14 protein-coding genes and 1 riboswitch are annotated in these 17,696 nt (G+C 54.6%); of the genes, 5 read left to right on the top strand and 9 right to left on the bottom strand.

Annotation, left to right across the window (positions count from 1 at the left end):
• Positions 1-196 precede the first annotated feature (196 nt).
• Positions 197-1,048 (bottom strand): glutamate racemase, encoded by an 852-nt coding sequence (gene murI / locus EBC_RS02285; RefSeq protein WP_041691852.1) that lies wholly within the window; start codon positions 1,046-1,048, stop codon positions 197-199.
• Positions 993-2,867, bottom strand: a complete 1,875-nt coding sequence (gene btuB / locus EBC_RS02280) for a TonB-dependent vitamin B12 receptor BtuB (protein ID WP_013200217.1) — start codon at positions 2,865-2,867, stop codon at positions 993-995. The genes murI and btuB overlap by 56 nt, the downstream gene beginning before the upstream one ends.
• 72 nt (positions 2,868-2,939) lie before the next feature.
• Positions 2,940-3,119, bottom strand: a riboswitch (cobalamin riboswitch).
• Between the two features lie 124 nt (positions 3,120-3,243).
• Between btuB and trmA the strand changes: the two genes are divergently transcribed.
• On the top strand, positions 3,244-4,344 hold the full coding sequence (gene trmA / locus EBC_RS02275; RefSeq protein ID WP_013200216.1) for a tRNA (uridine(54)-C5)-methyltransferase TrmA: 1,101 nt from the start codon (positions 3,244-3,246) through the stop codon (positions 4,342-4,344).
• Positions 4,345-4,371: 27 nt separating this feature from the next.
• Here the strand turns inward: trmA and EBC_RS02270 are convergent, their stop codons facing one another.
• Entirely contained in the window at positions 4,372-4,728 is a 357-nt protein-coding gene (locus EBC_RS02270) for a YijD family membrane protein (RefSeq protein ID WP_013200215.1), read from the bottom strand.
• An 11-nt stretch (positions 4,729-4,739) separates the two neighbouring features.
• Positions 4,740-5,381 (bottom strand): HTH-type transcriptional repressor FabR, encoded by a 642-nt coding sequence (gene fabR / locus EBC_RS02265; protein WP_041692180.1) that lies wholly within the window; start codon positions 5,379-5,381, stop codon positions 4,740-4,742.
• Between the two features lie 202 nt (positions 5,382-5,583).
• Between fabR and sthA the strand changes: the two genes are divergently transcribed.
• On the top strand, positions 5,584-6,984 hold the full coding sequence (gene sthA / locus EBC_RS02260; RefSeq protein ID WP_013200213.1) for a Si-specific NAD(P)(+) transhydrogenase: 1,401 nt from the start codon (positions 5,584-5,586) through the stop codon (positions 6,982-6,984).
• Here sthA and oxyR read toward each other — a convergent pair.
• The gene (oxyR, locus tag EBC_RS02255) at positions 6,967-7,884 is read right to left on the bottom strand and encodes a DNA-binding transcriptional regulator OxyR (RefSeq protein ID WP_013200212.1); all 918 of its coding nucleotides are present in this window, start codon (positions 7,882-7,884) and stop codon (positions 6,967-6,969) included. The genes sthA and oxyR overlap by 18 nt on opposite strands.
• A gap of 135 nt (positions 7,885-8,019) precedes the next feature.
• Between oxyR and EBC_RS02250 the strand changes: the two genes are divergently transcribed.
• Positions 8,020-8,751 carry a redoxin family protein gene (locus EBC_RS02250; RefSeq protein ID WP_013200211.1) on the top strand — a complete coding sequence of 244 codons (732 nt, stop codon included), beginning with the start codon at positions 8,020-8,022 and terminating at the stop codon, positions 8,749-8,751.
• 141 nt (positions 8,752-8,892) lie between these two features.
• On the opposite strand, the gene argH is transcribed toward EBC_RS02250, so the two are convergent.
• The 4 genes from argH to argC form a co-directional block, all read right to left on the bottom strand.
• A complete protein-coding gene (gene argH, locus EBC_RS02245) occupies positions 8,893-10,266 on the bottom strand; it encodes an argininosuccinate lyase (protein ID WP_013200210.1) in 1,374 nt (457 codons plus the stop codon).
• Between the two features lie 84 nt (positions 10,267-10,350).
• A complete protein-coding gene (locus EBC_RS02240) occupies positions 10,351-11,571 on the bottom strand; it encodes an argininosuccinate synthase (RefSeq protein WP_013200209.1) in 1,221 nt (406 codons plus the stop codon).
• A gap of 26 nt (positions 11,572-11,597) precedes the next feature.
• Entirely contained in the window at positions 11,598-12,374 is a 777-nt protein-coding gene (gene argB / locus EBC_RS02235; RefSeq protein ID WP_013200208.1) for an acetylglutamate kinase, read from the bottom strand.
• 15 nt (positions 12,375-12,389) lie between these two features.
• Entirely contained in the window at positions 12,390-13,394 is a 1,005-nt protein-coding gene (argC, locus tag EBC_RS02230) for an N-acetyl-gamma-glutamyl-phosphate reductase (protein ID WP_013200207.1), read from the bottom strand.
• A gap of 180 nt (positions 13,395-13,574) precedes the next feature.
• On the opposite strand from argC, the gene argE reads away from it, so the two are divergent.
• Complete coding sequence (gene argE, locus EBC_RS02225) at positions 13,575-14,726, top strand: acetylornithine deacetylase (RefSeq protein WP_013200206.1); 1,152 nt, start codon at positions 13,575-13,577, stop codon at positions 14,724-14,726.
• Positions 14,727-14,971: 245 nt separating this feature from the next.
• Positions 14,972-17,623: a phosphoenolpyruvate carboxylase gene (ppc, locus tag EBC_RS02220; RefSeq protein ID WP_013200205.1), complete on the top strand. Its 2,652-nt coding sequence runs from the start codon at positions 14,972-14,974 to the stop codon at positions 17,621-17,623.
• Positions 17,624-17,696: the final 73 nt, after the last annotated feature.

Raw genomic sequence — 17,696 nt, 5'->3', positions numbered from 1 at the left:
TCGTGTGGCGCGGGGTGCAGATATTACGCTTTCCCGCTGAAGAGTCAAGGAATTTTCTCACTTTTCTCTTCCTGACCCGGCGACCTGTAAGTCGTTGTTCCGTGTCAGTGGAGGCGCAGTATAGGGATTTTCTGGAGTCTGACAAGCGCTAAATGCAAAAAACTTTTCAACCGATTATTTTTCACTCACAAACCGACTAAAGTGCCAGTTTTTCGAGCTTTTCGAAGCCATAACGCTTCAAAACGGGCATTAATTGTACTGCCTGCTCGGTGATGTCCATGCAGAAAGCGATATTGCTGTCGGCAGAAAAAGCTGCCGGGGATTCATTTTCTAATAACCAGGCCGTACGACGCGCTATCGCCGCGCCTGAATCCACTAAACGCGTCCCTTCCGGCAATACCTGCTGTAACTCCTCATTTAACAGAGGAAAGTGGGTACAGCCCAGCACGACGGTATCCGGCGGTTCTTTCATTCGCAGCCACGGCTGCAAAATGCGGCGAACCTCTTCCAGCGGAACGGGCTTACCCTGCAGCTTGGCTTCAGCCAGCTCAACCAGCTCTGCCGATCCCAACATTTCCGTTTTACATTCACTGGCAAAACGCGCCACCAGCTCGTGAGTATAAGGACGCTTAACCGTACCTCGCGTCGCCAGTAATCCGACGATGCCATTACGGGTCAAACGGGCAGCCGGTTTAATCGCGGGCACGACGCCAACAACAGGGAAGTCAAAACGGGCACGAAGTGCTGGGAGGGTAACGGTACTGGCAGAGTTACAGGCTATCACCACTAACGCCAGCGGGTAGCGACGGGTGACAGCCTCTACGATATCGACAACGCGATGAACGATGAACTCTTCAGACTTTTCACCATAAGGAAAGGCCACGTTATCGAAGGCATAAAGGTAGTGGAGATCCGGCATCAGCTGCCGGAGCTCTTCATAGACTGAAAGCCCACCGACGCCGGAGTCAAAAACCAGCACGGTAGGACGCTCTTTAGAAGGTGTAGCTGCCGCTGAGGTAATACTCCCTTCCTGGAGTTTGATAGCCATAAACTGTCTCGTAATCTTTATCGAACAGGTTGGCTATTCTACCACGAACGGTCAGCTGAGACGTGACCGGATACGAAACGGCGAGATCCCACAGGCTCACGCCACCCAGTTTGACGGTGCGGGTAGTATAAGAGGTATTGAAGTCCTTATCGTAACGCTCGCCCAGGTATTGATAGCTGAGTGACCAGTCAAAATCATAAATCGTGTAATCCAGCTGGTACTTAACCTGCTGCTTAGCACGACGAACAAGGATTTCGTTGGTATTGCCGTCACGCGGATCCACATAGTCATAAGAAACGGTATGGCTCAGTGGGCCGGTATCGAATGACGCGGTAGCCTCTACACCTTTAATAGTGGCTTTATCGATATTGTAATAACGGAACGTGGTTGGATCGCTGTCAATCAGGTTATCAATGTCGTTGCGATAACCCGACAGGCGCCAGTTAACCGGACCGGTCAGCCCTTCGAAGCCTCCTTCCCACTGCTTGCTTTTTTCCGGGTCCAGATCGCGGTTACCATAGACTCCACTGTATAACTGGCTCAGATTTGGTGCCTTAAACGCGGTACCGTAAGAGGCGAAGACGCTGTAACCATCAACAAACTCCCACGCGGCACTGGTTTGCCAGGTGTTATGCCAGCCGAAGGTATTGTTGTCATCGCCACGAACTGCCCCTTCCAGCGTGACGCTGCCCAGCTTTTGTTGTGCCGTGGCATACACGCCGGTGTTACGTTGTTCCTGCCCTTCAGTAACAGTACTGGTGTTCGGCTCTGACGTTTGCTTCTGCCAGTCCACGCCGGCGCTGACGGTGCCGTAACCGACAGCAACGGTGTTACCCCATTGCAGGTTGTACTGCTCAACATCATCCAGCGTGGCGGGATCGGCATAACGTCCCAGACGCGGATCGTAATTGTAATCCTTGGTATGGCTGTAGCTGGCAATCAGCTGAGTGGAATAGATGTCACGGTTAAAGCGCAGCCCGGTATCCCACGTCTGGCTGTAAAGCTGACGGGTATCAACCAGTGCGCCGGGAACGTTATAACTGAGGCTGCTATCGTACGCGGTGCGGTTGTCGTAGCCATAGCCACGCACAAAACCGCTCAGCTCGTCACTAAACTGTTGTTCTACCGAGCCGTAGAGGGATTTACTCATAAATCCATCACGATCTTTCTGTGCCGGGTCCCCGTAGACGTCAGGATAGTTGGCAACCACGTCATAACCCTTGGTATAGGTATAGTTACCTGCCAGGGTCACCCGGGTGTTTGGTCCAAGCATCTGCTGAGTCGAACCATCATAAGACTGATAGCCATTCGAGCCGACGCCGGCGGTAAGCGTCGTACCTGGTTTGCTGCGGCCGGTGATAATGTTAACCACACCGCCAATGGCATCTGAGCCGTATACGGCAGAACGCGCGCCACGGACATATTCAATACGCTGGACAAGTGAAATGGGGATCTGGCTGAGGTCGGAAGAGCCGCTGATACCGGCCTGGTTCAGACGGACACCATCAATCAGCACCAGCACATGGCGGGATTCGGTACCACGGATAAACAGCGAGCTCTGCTGTCCCAGGCCCCCGTACTGCGCGATATCAACACCGGGCAGACGACGCATCACATCCGCGACGCTTTTGGACTGCCAACGGTCAATTTCTTCCCGGGTGACAACCGTAGTCGGGGCTAATACCGAAGAAACAGGCTGCGCAAAGCGATTCGCCGTGGTGACCAGCGTATTATCCGCATCCTGTGCAAAGCCATTTTGCGCCCAGAGGGAAATCGCCGTTGCGCTAAAAGCCAACAGTGGGGTTTTATTAATTATCATTTTTGACAAAGCATCCATAAATTCATGCAGGATGCCGCAGGCCTGCGACCGATAGCACGCGATGGTCACAGGAATTGCGACGTAATACCGGCAGGTCTTCGGGCTCGGAATCATAAATGGCGAAGACTTCCCATCCGGAGACAGTGTCTGAATTACGTTCGCCAAGACATTCCCTACCGCTGCGCGTCAGCTCCAGCTTGATACTGGATTCCCTTTTAACTGTTTGAAAGGCCGGAAATCGCATCTTATGTTCAACAATGAGAGAAGTCCAGATATCCAGACATCCAAAACCCAGCGAAACTGCACAATACTGGACATTGAGTGCCAGATGCCTACAATCGCCCGGCAATAAAAGCCCTTCAACCCAGGAAAACGCATGACGCCCGAACAGCTGCCCATTGAACACTATGATGCCCAACTTGAGGAAAAGGTTACCCGTCTGCAGACGTTGATGACCCCGTTTGCGGCTCCGGAAGTTGACGTATTTCGTTCACCGGTCAGCCATTACCGTATGCGCGCGGAGTTTCGTCTCTGGCATGAAGGGGATGACCTGTATCACATCATCTTTGATCAACAGACCCGCGAGCGGATTCGGGTTGACAGCTTCCCGGCGGCCAGCCAGTTAATCAATGCGCTGATGCCACGCCTGATTGCCGCCGTTCGCGATAACAAAACGCTGCGCCACAAGCTTTTCCAGGTCGATTATCTGTCCACGCTGAGCAACCAGATCGTGGTTTCAATGCTGTATCACCGTGCTCTGACCGAAGAGTGGCAGCAGGAAGCGGAAGCCCTGCGGGATGCGCTGCGGGCAGAAGGCTTTGACTTACAGCTGATTGGTCGCGCCACCAAGACCAAAATCTGCCTGGATCGCGATTACGTTGATGAGTGTTTACCGGTTGCCGGAAAAGACATTATCTATCGTCAGGTCGAAAACAGCTTCACCCAGCCGAATGCGGCGATGAATATTCAGATGCTGGAGTGGGCGCTGGAAGTCACCAAAGATTCATCCGGGGATTTGCTGGAGCTGTATTGCGGTAACGGCAATTTCTCGCTGGCGCTGGCCCGCAACTTTAACCGCGTGCTGGCGACTGAAATCGCGAAACCGTCGGTGGCCTCAGCTCAGTACAATATTGCGGTGAACAATATTGATAACGTGCAGATCATCCGCATGTCAGCGGAAGAGTTTACCGAAGCAATGAAAGGGAAGCGCCAGTTCAGGCGTCTGGAAGGCATCGATTTGCAGAGCTATCAGTGCGAGACGATCTTCGTCGATCCGCCGCGCAGTGGGCTGGATGCCGATACGGTGAAAATGGTGCAGGCTTACCCGCGCATCCTTTATATCTCCTGCAACCCGCAAACGCTGTGCGAAAACCTGGCCACACTGTCAGAAACGCACACGGTTGAGAAGCTGGCGCTGTTCGATCAGTTCCCGTATACCCACCATATGGAGTGCGGCGTTCTGCTGACCCGACGCTAAAAGGTTGGGCGACCTCAGTCGCCCATTTTACTCCTGGCTTTTGCGCGTACGCAGCTTCAGCCCAATCCAGAACACCAGCGCTACCATCAGGATGGTCGGGATAAAGTTAGAGCCGATTTCCGGGTATTCCGCGCGCACAATGGCGCTGTAAAGCAGGATACCAAGCAGAAAAAAAGCGGCGGCCAGTGAAGGCATGCCATCCGGCATTGAGCGGTTAAGATAGCGTTGATGCAGGCACCAGGCCGCCAGGCCAAGCGCGATAAGCGGAAAAATTGAGAACGGCACAAGGGAACTGAATAACACCGAAAACGTCCCGTTGATCGACAAACCGGTAAGAAATGCCAGCAACAGCGTACCTCTGTCACGGCCAGGCGCTAAACTCATGTCACTTTCCTTTAGTCATGGGATTCCAGCGTTACCGCCAGCCTCTCCTGTTCACGACGATACCAGTAATAAGCCCCTTTCGAAATCATCCGCAGCTGCAACACCAGCCGTTCTTCCAGCTGACGGCGCTGATCGATATCGATATCCAGCGCTTCCGCACCGGCGTTAAACACGATAATGACCATGGCTTCCGCCTGCGCTTCAGTGAAGCTGCGCGGCATGCGGTTTTCAATCTCAAGGTAGTCCGCCAGTTCGGCGATAAAATGCTGAATTTCCCGGGCCACCGCGGCACGAAACGCCGCCGAAGTCCCGGAACGTTCCCGCAGCAACAGGCGGAATGCGTTGGGATTGTTGCCAATAAACTCCATAAACGTGGAGACCGAGGTGCGAATGACGCTGCCCCCTTTGGCGATGCGTTGACGCGCCTGGCGCATCAGCTGGCGTAGCATCAGACCACTTTCATCTACCATGGTTAGCCCTAACTCATCTACATCACGGAAATGACGATAGAATGACGTCGGTGCGATCCCCGCTTCCCTGGCGACTTCTCTCAGACTCAGGCTGGCAAAACTCCGCTCGGCACTTAGTTGACTAAATGCCGCTTCAATCAGCGAACGTCTTGTCCGTTCTTTCTGCTGTGCTCTGACGCCCATGGTAGTCATGTTTGTGCCTGTTTTACTTAGCTGATCGGCACTATAACAAAAATTTCAGCGTACAGTGGCATCTAGTTTGTGAGCGCCTGTTAACCCCACGCTTTGACAAATGATGGCAAAAAAGTCGGTTAGAATTGGGAAGTGGTCATCGGGATGTTAGAATCTCGTTGAAAAATTGTATAAAAAAATAGGACGTATTGGTATGCAACAGTCTTATGATTACGACGCCATTGTGATTGGTTCAGGTCCTGGCGGTGAGGGAGCCGCGATGGGCCTGCTGAAACAGGGTGCCCGCATCGCCGTTATCGAGCGCTATCACAACATCGGTGGCGGCTGTACGCATTGGGGAACCATTCCATCTAAAGCACTGCGTCATGCAGTCAGCCGTATTATCGAGTTCAACCAGAACCCGCTTTACAGCGATCAGACCCGTCTGTTGCGCTCCTCGTTTGCCGACATCCTTAACCACACTGAAAACGTGATTAGCCAGCAAACCCGTATGCGCCAGGGGTTCTATGAACGTAACCGCTGCGAACTGTATCAGGGTGATGCACGCTTTATCGATGCCAACACCATTGAAATTGCGTCCCACGACGGTAGCCTGGAGCGCCTGACGGCAGAGAAATTTGTCATCGCCTGCGGTTCACGCCCTTACCATCCTGCAGACGTCGACTTTACCCATCCTCGCGTTTACGACAGCGACTCCATTCTGAACCTGCACCATGAACCCGGCCACGTCATTATTTATGGCGCTGGGGTGATTGGCTGTGAGTACGCCTCAATCTTCCGTGGCCTGAACGTGAAGGTCGATTTGATTAACACTCGCGACCACCTGCTGGCGTTCCTCGATCAGGAAATTTCGGATTCACTTTCCTACCACTTCTGGAACAGCGGCGTGGTTATTCGCCATAACGAAGAGTTCGAGAAGATTGAAGGCGTCAGTGACGGGGTGATTATGCACCTCAAGTCAGGCAAGAAAGTGAAAGCTGACTGCCTGCTTTACGCCAACGGACGTACCGGTAACACCGATTCGCTGTCGCTGGAAAATGTGGGTCTGGAAGCGGACGGCCGTGGATTGCTGAAAGTGAACAGCATGTATCAGACCGCTCAACCGCATATTTACGCGGTGGGTGATGTGATTGGCTACCCAAGTCTGGCCTCTGCGGCTTACGATCAGGGCCGTATTGCGGCACAGGCGCTGATTAAAGGTGAAGCCAATGCCCACCTGATTGAAGACATCCCTACCGGGATTTATACCATCCCTGAGATCAGCTCTGTCGGCAAAACGGAACAGCAGCTGACGGCGATGAAGGTGCCATACGAAGTCGGACGTGCGCAGTTTAAGCATCTGGCGCGTGCGCAGATTGTCGGGATGAATGTCGGGAGCCTGAAAATTCTCTTCCACCGCGAAACCAAAGAGATCCTTGGCATCCACTGCTTTGGTGAGCGTGCTGCGGAGATCATTCATATCGGCCAGGCCATCATGGAACAGAAGAACGGCGGCAACACGATCGAGTACTTCGTGAATACCACCTTCAACTATCCCACCATGGCCGAAGCCTACCGCGTGGCGGCATTAAACGGTTTAAACCGCCTGTTTTAACGCCGGGCCCATATAGTTTTGCATATGGACCTTGATTGCCTCTGCCAGCTGCTCATAGCGGCCGCGCAGTGGCGATCCCGGGCGATAAACCAGCGCGATAGTACGCTGCGGGACAGGTTTGTAGCACGGCAGATAGCAAACCCCGTCGCGCACGCGTTCTTTCGGTACGGCTAACGCCGGTAACAGCGTGATGCCGCTGCCTGCTGCCACCATATTGCGCAACGTCTCCAGACTGGTCGCACGGAAGTGCGTATCTTCATCTGCGCCTGCCTGGAAGCAGAATCCCATTGCCTGATCGCGTAAGCAGTGCCCGTCTTCCAGCATCAACAGCTTTTCACCGGCCAAATCGGACATCGGTACACGATCGCGATCGCGCCACGGGTGATCCTGATAAATCGCCAGCTTCATCGGCTCGTCAAACAACGGCACCTCAATAAAGGCTTCCGACTCTTTCACCAGCGCCAGAATGGCACAATCCAGCTTCCCGCTATCCAGCTGAGCCAGCAACTGCTGGGTCTGCGCTTCGTGCAGGTACATTTCCAGCTTAGGGAAGGTTTTATGCAGGTTGGGGACGATCTGCGGCAACAAATACGGCCCGACAGTCGGTATCAGCCCGATATGCATTGGCCCGGACATCTCTTCGCCTTGCTGGCTGGCCATCTCCTTTAGCACTTTCACTTCACGTAAAACCGTACGCGCCTGATCGACCAGCAACAGTCCAGCCTGGGTAAACAGTACCTTACGACTGGTTCGCTCGAGTAACATCACGCCAAGCTCATCTTCAAGCTTGCGGATCTGGCCGCTCAGGGTGGGTTGGCTGACATGGCAGGAATCTGCTGCACGTCGAAAATGACGATGTTCGGCCAACGCTACCAGGTATTCAAGATCACGAATATTCATTTTATCCTCCGGGCCACGATAGTCCGTGGCGATAGATAGGATAGCAATCAACGATTATCCCTATCAAGCGCAGATGGCAATAATGTCCCCCGTTCGCGAGATAAATCAATTTTTAAGAAATTACAGAGGGTATTTATGTTTGCTAGTCAGGAAGGTAAGTCAGTCCCGCAGGTCACTTTTCATACTCGTCAGGGCGATAACTGGGTAGATGTTACTACTGATGAGCTGTTCAAAGATAAAACCGTCATTCTGTTTTCGCTGCCGGGTGCCTTTACCCCAACCTGCTCTTCCAGCCATTTACCACGTTACAACGAACTGTCTGACGTCTTTAAAAAGCACGGCGTTGATAGCATTCTCTGTGTGTCGGTAAACGACACCTTTGTGATGAATGCCTGGAAAGCCGATCAGCACGCCTCGAACATTACGTTTATTCCCGATGGCAACGGTGATTTTACCCGTGGCATGGAGATGCTGGTTGAGAAAGCCGACCTTGGCTTTGGCCCACGTTCATGGCGTTACTCCATGCTGGTGCGCAACGGCGTGGTAGAAAAAATGTTCGTTGAACCCAACAAGCCGGGCGACCCGTTTGAGGTGTCTGATGCTGACACCATGCTGCGCTATCTGGCACCGGAGTTTAAGGTGCAGGAGTCCGTCTCGCTGTTCACCAAGCCAGGCTGTTCATTCTGCGCTAAGGCCAAACAGATGCTGCAGGATCGCGGTATTCAGTACGAGGAGATTGTGCTGGGCCAGGACGCGACAACCGTCAGCCTTCGCGCCGTAACGGGCCGAGCAACGGTGCCACAGGTCTTTATCGGTGGACGCCACATTGGTGGCAGCGACGATCTGGAAAAGTTTTTTGTAGCCTGAGAACCTGAGCAGAACGGGTGATGCCCGCATGACCCGTTCTCTTATGTGCCGAGAACGTATAATAAAGTCGAATCTTATTTGGCGGACCTCTGGTCCGCCTTTTTTTCGCGTGAAAGAAAACGTTTCCCGCTCTGACGCACCTTAAATCAGACGATTTTTCGCATCAGTGATCGCCAGCGACACCTGATGAGGAGAAACGCCGCCCTTCGCATTACGTTTGTCCAGGCAGGATTGCAGTGACAGGAACGGATAGACATCTTCGGCAATCACGCTGCTGTAAGCCTGCAATTCCGTCAGCGGCAGAGCTTCCAGCGCCACGCCTTTAGCAATCGCCGCAACCACAACTTCACCGACAACATGGTGAGCTTCACGGAACGGCACGCCTTTGCTGACCAGATAATCCGCCAGTTCGGTTGAGTTAGCGTAACCCTGTTCTGCCGCTTCCTGACAACGCGGACGCTTCACCTGAATACCATCCAGCACCAGCGCCGCCATATGCAGGCAGTCTGACCAGGTATCCAGCGCGTCAAACAGGCCTTCTTTATCTTCCTGCATGTCTTTGTTGTAAGCCAGCGGCAGACCTTTCAATGTCATCATCATGCCGGTCAACGCGCCCTGTACACGGCCACATTTGCCACGGATCAGCTCCAGCGCATCCGGGTTTTTCTTCTGAGGCATCAGAGAAGAACCGGAGGTCACGCGGTCGGATAGCTCAACAAAGCCCGCTTCACCGGTGTTAAAGAAGATCAGGTCTTCTGCGAAACGCGACAGATGCACCATGCCGATCGAGGCATTGGACAGCAGTTCCAGCACGTGATCGCGGTCAGACACCGTGTCCAGACTGTTACGGGTGGCGGACGCAAAGCCCAACCAGCCGGCCAGCTGCTCACGATCGATTTCGTACGCGGTTCCGGCTAATGCGCCACAGCCTAACGGGCTGACATCCAGGCGCTTCAGCGTATCCTGCAGGCGGCTTTCATCACGCGCCAGCATTTCCACATACGCCAGGCACCAGTGCGCAAAGGTCACCGGCTGAGCGCGTTGCAGGTGGGTGTAACCCGGCATCACCGCATCCTGGTTTGCTTCCGCAGTGGCCACCAGCGCCTGCTGCAACTGGCGGGAAGCGATCAGCAATTCGCTGACCTGCGCTTTACACCACAATTTCAGATCGGTCGCCACCTGGTCATTACGGCTGCGTCCGGTATGGAGCTTTTTGCCAAGCGCGCCGACCTTCTCGATCAGGCGTCCCTCAACATAGCTGTGAATATCTTCTGCATCGCTTTCAAGGATTTGCTGCGGATTGGCACGCACCTCTTCCAGCAATACCGTCAGCGCGCTTTCCAGCTGCTGCTGCTCTTCTGCGGTCAGAACATTGACCGTCACCAGCGCTTTGGACCAGGCAACGGATCCGACAATATCCTGCTCTGCCAGACGATAGTCGAAGCGCAGCGAGTCATTAAACTGTTTGAAACGTTGATCTGCTGCCTGAGTAAACCGTCCACCCCAAAGTGCCATGTCAGTGCTCCATTAATTCGTTTGGTGAGAGTAAATTTTTAGCGGGGCGCCAGAGAGGATCTCCCTGGCGCGATTGGCCTGAACTCAGGCCTTGTTCTTTTCGTTCAGCGCACGGATGCGTGAAGAAAGGGAGAACAGACGGATGAAGCCACCCGCGTGACGGTGATCGTACACTTCATCTTCGCCGAAGGTCGCGAACTCTTCAGAATAGAGGCTGTTAGCCGATTTCTTCTGCGTTGCCGTCACGGTGCCTTTGTACAGCTGCAGCACCACTTCGCCGTTGACGTCTTCAGCCAGTGACTCAGCCGCCGCCTGGATGGATTTGCGCAGTGGCGCGAACCAGCGACCGTCGTACACCACATACGACATCTCATGGCCCAGCTGCTCACGCCATTTGAAGCTGTCACGGTCCAGAACCAGCTGCTCTACGGCGCGCAGTGCGTTCACCATGATGGTGCCGCCTGGGGTTTCGTAGCAGCCGCGGGATTTGATGCCGACCAGACGGTTTTCCACGATGTCGATACGGCCAACGCCGTGTTTGGCACCGATCACGTTCAGCGCGTCCAGACACTGGAACGGGCTCATCGCTTTGCCGTTAACCGCAACAACGCGGCCTTTCTCAACAGTCACAGTCACCTGCTCCGGCTGATCTGGCGCTTCCAGCGGATCGACGGTCCACACCCAGCAATCTTTATTCGGTGCATTCCATGGGCTTTCCAGCACGCCGCCTTCGGTAGAGATATGCCAGGCGTTTTCATCACGGCTGTAGATCTTTTCCAGAGAGGCGGTGGTTGGGATGTTGCGCTCTTTCAGGTAGTCCAGCAGGGCTTCACGGGAACGCAGGTTCCACTCACGCCATGGCGCAACCACTTTCAGCTGTGGTGCCAGCGCGGTATAGGTGGTTTCGAAACGCACCTGGTCGTTACCCTTACCGGTCGCACCGTGGCACAGCGCATCGGCACCCACTTTCAACGCCAGCTCAACCTGCGCTTTAGCGATGATTGGACGCGCCATCGAGGTGCCCAGCAGATAGGTGCCTTCGTACAACGCACCGGTCTGCAGCACGGGGTAAACGTATTCGCTGATGAATTCTTCACGCAGATCGACAACGTGACATTCGGACGCGCCTGACTGCAGAGCTTTCTGCTCAACGCCTTCAAGATCGCCACGTTCCTGACCGATATCAGCCACAAATGCGACCACTTCACAGCCGCCGTAGTTCTCTTTCAGCCATGGAATGATGGCGGAGGTATCCAGACCACCGGAGTAAGCCAGAACGATTTTTTTGATGCTCTTGTCTTGCATTGTCTTTTCCTTGAATCCGTTTCTGATTAAGCGAGGATCCGGGTGCCAATTGACACGCCGTTAAATAGGGTCGGCAGCTGCTCAGCATGACGCCAGCTGGCGATATCTACCGGACGGCCCAGCGTGCGGGCAGCGTCCAGGGCTGCATTGACTTTGACAATCATACCGTCGGTGATCACGCCTTCAGCAATCAACTTCTCAGCTTTGGCGGCGGTCATCTCTTCGATACGCTGTCCCTGGCCGTCGAGGATGCCACTGACATCCGACAGCAGGATTAAATCGGCACCCAGGGTGGCCGCCAATGCGGTCGCAGCCTGGTCGGCGTTGACGTTCATTAACTTACCATCCTGAGTGATGCCGATGGAACTGATCACTGGCAGGAAACCGGCGGTCAGCAGAGTATTAATTAACATCGGCGAACCTGGCGTGGCCAGACCCACGTGGCCGAGTTCTTCGTCGAAGGCTTCCACGTTAACGCTGCTGCCGTCGCCCAGGCAGAGGCCAACTGCCTCGATGCCGTGCTTTTTCGACCAGGCCAGCAGGGTTTTGTTTGCGGTTCCCGCCAGGGCGCCGGTAATAATGTCGATCTGATCCGCAGGCGTGACGCGCAGGCCATTTTTCTTTTTCACCGGCAGCGAGAGCTTGCTCATCAGCTCATCCACCAGGCAGCCACCGCCGTGCACAATCAGCAGTGGACGCTGATGCTCAGCCCGGTAGGCCACCAGCGCGCCAAACAGGCGCTCAAGCGCTTCTTCGCTATCCAGCAGCACGCCACCGAGTTTAATAATTAAAGGAGTCGTCATAATCATCTTCACCGATTAAATAAGTGACTGCGTTTCCGGGAAGCCGAAACGAATATTCAGGCATTGCACTGCCTGCGAGGAGGCGCCTTTCAACAGGTTGTCTTCTGCCGACACGACAATCAGGTGTTCACCCTTCACCGCGAAGCCGATGTCGCAGAATGGCAGACCAACAACACCCTTAATGGACGGCACGCCTTTGTCGTAAACACGCACCAATGGCTTATCGTGATAGGCATTATGGAACGCTTCTGCCACGTCGTCAGCGGTCACACCTGCTTTTAACCGGCAGGTGGTGGTGGCCAGAATACCGCGCGGGAAGTTGCCCAGATGCGGGGTGAAGATCACCGGCACACCGAGGTGCGCTTCGATTTCTGGGTGATGACGATGGGTGAAAATACCGTACGGCTGCAGGCTGACTTCACAGAAGCTGGTGCCGACCGCCGCTTTGCGCCCTGCTCCGCTCACGCCGCTGGTGGCGTTAATCACCGGCCATTGCGCATCGTTCAGCAGGCCCGCTTCGACCAGCGGCTTTAAGGCCAGCTGGGCAGCGGTAGGATAACAACCCGGCACCGCAATCAGCTGCGCTTCTTTAATTTTGTCATGCTGCCACTCGGCAAGACCATATACCGCTTTTTCCAGCCAGTCCTGATGCTGATGCGGGAAGCCGTAGTAGTCTGTGAAGAAGCTTTGATCGTTCACGCGGAAAGCAGCGGAGAGATCGAATACCACACAACCCGCGGCGAGGAACTCTGGCGCAAGGTCATGGCTGACTTCGTGGGCGGTCGCCAGAAAAACGACGTCCACTTTATCGGCATACTGCGAGGCGCTGCTCAGGGGCTGCAGCGGCATATCAAGGATGCCTTTCAGCTGCGGATGAAGATCGGAAAGTAATTTTCCTGCGTCCGGGCTTTGCGCTGAAACCGCCAAAGCGGTTATGTTCACCTGTGGATGACGATTCAGGTAAGTCGCAAGCTCTACGCCAGCATAACCACTGGCACCAACAATCAGCGTATTCAACATCAGACTGACACCTTTTTCTGGTCTCAAATTTCCGGGCTGCAGCGAATTTTCGCTGTCTTCCCACGCGAGCGGCGCTGGACGATGGAGCAATTTGTGGTTTCCATCCGTACGCCGTTAATGTATTTTTATTCACTATTAATGCATGAATATGACACTATCCTAACTCAAGGAATGGCAACAGTGAAGACAAAATTACCCCCTTTTATCGAGTTATACCGTGAGTTGATTGCCACACCGTCGATCAGCGCAACCGATATTGCCATCGATCAGAGTAATGAAACTTTAATCAATTTGCTGGCAGGCTGGTTCCGTGACCTTGGCTTCAGCGTTGAAGTGCAACCGGTGCCCGGCACGCGCCACAAATTCAATATGCTGGCCAGAACCGGAAACGGCGCGGGCGGCCTGCTGCTCGCCGGTCATACCGATACCGTACCGTTCGACGATGGGCGCTGGACGCGCGATCCGTTCACCCTGACCGAGCATGACAACAAGCTTTACGGCCTGGGCACCGCCGACATGAAAGGTTTCTTTGCCTTTATTTTAGATACTCTGCGTGATGTTGACGTGACCAAACTGGAAAAGCCGCTCTACATCCTCGCCACCGCCGATGAAGAAACCACCATGGCCGGCGCGCAGTATTTCTCTGAAAACACCACCATCCGCCCGGACTGCGCGATTATTGGTGAGCCCACCTCACTGAAACCGGTGCGGGCTCATAAAGGCCATTTATCTCAGTCGATCCGCATTCAGGGCCAGTCGGGTCACTCAAGCGATCCGGCGCGTGGCGTCAATGCGATTGAGCTGATGCATGAGTCCATCACTCACCTGATGGGCCTGCGTAATACGTTGAAAGAGCGCTATCACCATGATGGCTTTGCCATCCCGTATCCGACCATGAACTTCGGCTACATCAACGGCGGCGATGCGCCAAACCGCATCTGTGCCTGCTGTGAGATGTATATGGATATTCGTCCGTTACCGGGCCTGTCACTGCAGGATCTGGAAGGTTTGCTGGATGATGCACTGGCTCCGGTGAGTGAACGCTGGCCCGGCCGGGTGACGATTGGCGAATTGCATCCGCCCATTCCAGGCTACGAATGTCCGCGCAACCATCAGCTGGTGCAGGTAGTGGAGAAATTACTGGGTACCGAAACCGAAGTGGTGAACTACTGTACCGAAGCGCCGTTCATTCAGAGGCTGTGCCCAACGCTGGTTTTGGGCCCGGGATCGATCGATCAGGCGCACCAACCGGACGAATATATCGACACCGCATTTATTAAACCCACCCGCGAATTGATCGCTCAGGTTGTGCAGCATTTTTGCCACCACTAAATCACATTTGGGGCAATTCACTGCTGAAACAGCGTGTTGCCCCTGATTTATTCCGTCTTTCATGATAAGAATAACTTATCTCACTTGCCTGTAATTAAATTTCATAAATTACCGACATTTAGCCGCTGAAGCCGCCAGATTTAAGTCATTTGACGAATGGTAACGAACGTGGCTAGATAAAAGGCAAAGTTATGCCGGCAACGGTGAAATAAAGTGACAAAAACAAGAAGGGTGTCAGGGGTCATATGAACGAACAATATTCCGCAATGCGAAGTAATGTCAGTATGCTCGGCAAACTGCTCGGGGATACGATTAAGGATGCACTTGGAGAGAACATCCTTGAGCGGGTGGAAACCATCCGCAAACTCTCGAAGTCATCACGTGCGGGAAATGACGCCCACCGTAAAGAATTGCTGTCAACGCTGCAAAACCTGTCGAATGATGAGCTGCTGCCTGTTGCACGCGCCTTCAGTCAGTTTTTGAATCTGACTAACGTTGCCGAGCAGTACCATACGATTTCCCCGAAGGGTGAAGGGGCCAATCACCCGGAAATGCTGACCAAAGTCTTTGATCGCCTGAAGCAGCAACCTCATCTGACCGAAGCCTCGATCCGTGAAGCTATCGAATCGCTTTCACTGGAACTGGTGCTGACTGCACACCCGACGGAGATCACCCGTCGTACTTTGATCCACAAACTGGTTGAAGTGAACAGCTGCCTGAAGCAGCTCGATCATAACGATCTTTCTGATTACGACCGATCGCAGATTATGCGCCGCCTGCGCCAGCTGGTTGCTCAGGCCTGGCATACCGATGAAATCCGTAAATACCGCCCTTCGCCGGTTGATGAAGCCAAATGGGGCTTCGCCGTGGTCGAAAACAGCCTGTGGGAAGGCGTGCCTAACTTCCTGCGCGAACTGAATGAGCAGGTTGAAGCCTCGTTCGGCGTCAAGCTGCCGGTGGATTTCGTGCCGATCAAGTTCACTTCGTGGATGGGCGGCGACCGTGACGGCAACCCGAACGTCACCGCCGATATCACCCGCCATGTGCTGCAGCTTAGCCGCTGGAAAGCGACCGACCTGTTCCTGCGTGATATCGCCGTGCTGGTGTCAGAGCTGTCGATGTCTGAATGTACGCCAGAAGTGCGTGAGCTGTGTGGTAACCCGGAAGCGCTGGAACCTTACCGCGAGATCATGAAAAACCTGCGTGGTCAGCTGATGAGCACCCAGGCCTACCTGGAACGTCGTCTGAAGGGCGAACGTCTGCCGCGCCCGGCTGACCTGTTGATCTCCAACGACCAGCTGTGGGACCCGCTGTACACCTGTTATCAATCCCTGCAAGCGTGCGGCATGGGCATCATTGCCAATGGCCAGCTGCTGGATACGCTGCGCCGCGTGAAGTGCTTCGGCGTGCCTTTGGTGCGCATTGATATCCGCCAGGAAAGCACCCGCCACACTGAAGCCATTGCCGAAATCACCCGCTTCCTCGGTCTGGGTGATTATGAAAGCTGGTCAGAAGCCGACAAACAGGCGTTCCTGATCCGCGAACTGAATTCAAAACGTCCGCTGCTGCCGCGCAACTGGGAGCCAAGTGCCGATACGCGTGAGGTGCTTGAAACCTGCCGCGTCGCCGCTGAAGTGCCGAAAGGTTCGATTGCCGCTTACGTTATCTCGATGGCCAAAGTGCCGTCCGACGTGCTGGCGGTGCATTTGCTGCTGAAAGAAGCCGGCATCCCGTTCACCATGCCGGTAGCACCGCTGTTTGAAACGCTGGATGACCTGAACAATGCCAATGACGTGATGAGCCAGCTGCTCAACATCGACTGGTATCGCGGCATCATTCAGGGCAAGCAGATGGTAATGATTGGCTACTCTGACTCGGCGAAAGATGCCGGCGTGATGGCCGCAAGCTGGGCGCAATACGAAGCGCAGGATGCATTAATCAAAACCTGTGAGAAAGCCGGCATCGCCCTGACGTTGTTCCATGGACGCGGTGGCTCTATCGGCCGTGGCGGCGCACCTGCCCATGCGGCATTGCTGTCCCAGCCGCCGGGCAGCCTGAAGGGTGGCCTGCGCGTGACCGAACAGGGCGAGATGATCCGCTTTAAATACGGTCTGCCAGAAGTCACTATCAGCAGCCTGTCGCTGTATACCGGTGCCATTCTGGAAGCCAACCTGTTGCCACCGCCGGAGCCTAAGAAAGCGTGGTGCCGCATTATGGACCAGCTGTCTGCGGACTCTTGCGAGATGTATCGTGGCTACGTGCGTGAAAACAAAGATTTCGTACCTTACTTCCGCTCGGCAACGCCGGAGCAGGAGCTGGGCAAGTTGCCTCTGGGTTCCCGTCCGGCCAAACGCCGTGCAAGCAGTGGCGTTGAGTCGTTGCGTGCGATTCCGTGGATCTTTGCCTGGACGCAGAACCGCCTGATGCTGCCCGCCTGGCTGGGTGCCGGTGCCGCGCTGCAAAAAGCGATGGAAGCCGGTAATCAGGATGAGCTGGAAACCATGTGTCGCGACTGGCCGTTCTTCTCAACCCGTGTCGGCATGCTGGAGATGGTGTTTTCGAAAGCTGACCTGTGGCTGGCCGAATATTACGATCAGCGCCTGGTCGAACCGTCGTTGTGGCCACTGGGCAAACAGCTGCGCGATCAGCTGGACTCAGACATCAAAGCCATCCTGACTATCGCCAACGATGCGCACCTGATGGCCGATCAGCCATGGATTGCCGAATCGATTGCCTTGCGTAACGTCTACACCGATCCGCTTAACGTTCTGCAGGCAGAACTGCTCCACCGTTCACGTCAGCAGGAAGCGAAAGGTGAACCGGTCGATCCGCACGTAGAGCAAGCGCTGATGGTCACCATTGCTGGTGTGGCTGCCGGCATGCGCAACACCGGCTAAGCCGTCGTCGGGAGGCTCAGGCCTCCCGCAATTTCTGCAGCGGGCAACGCCCATAAAAAAAGACGCCTCCAGG

The sequence above is a fragment of the Erwinia billingiae Eb661 genome, from assembly GCF_000196615.1.
GTDB classification, from domain to species: domain Bacteria; phylum Pseudomonadota; class Gammaproteobacteria; order Enterobacterales; family Enterobacteriaceae; genus Erwinia; species Erwinia billingiae.
This window is presented reverse-complemented; position numbering and strand designations above follow the sequence as displayed.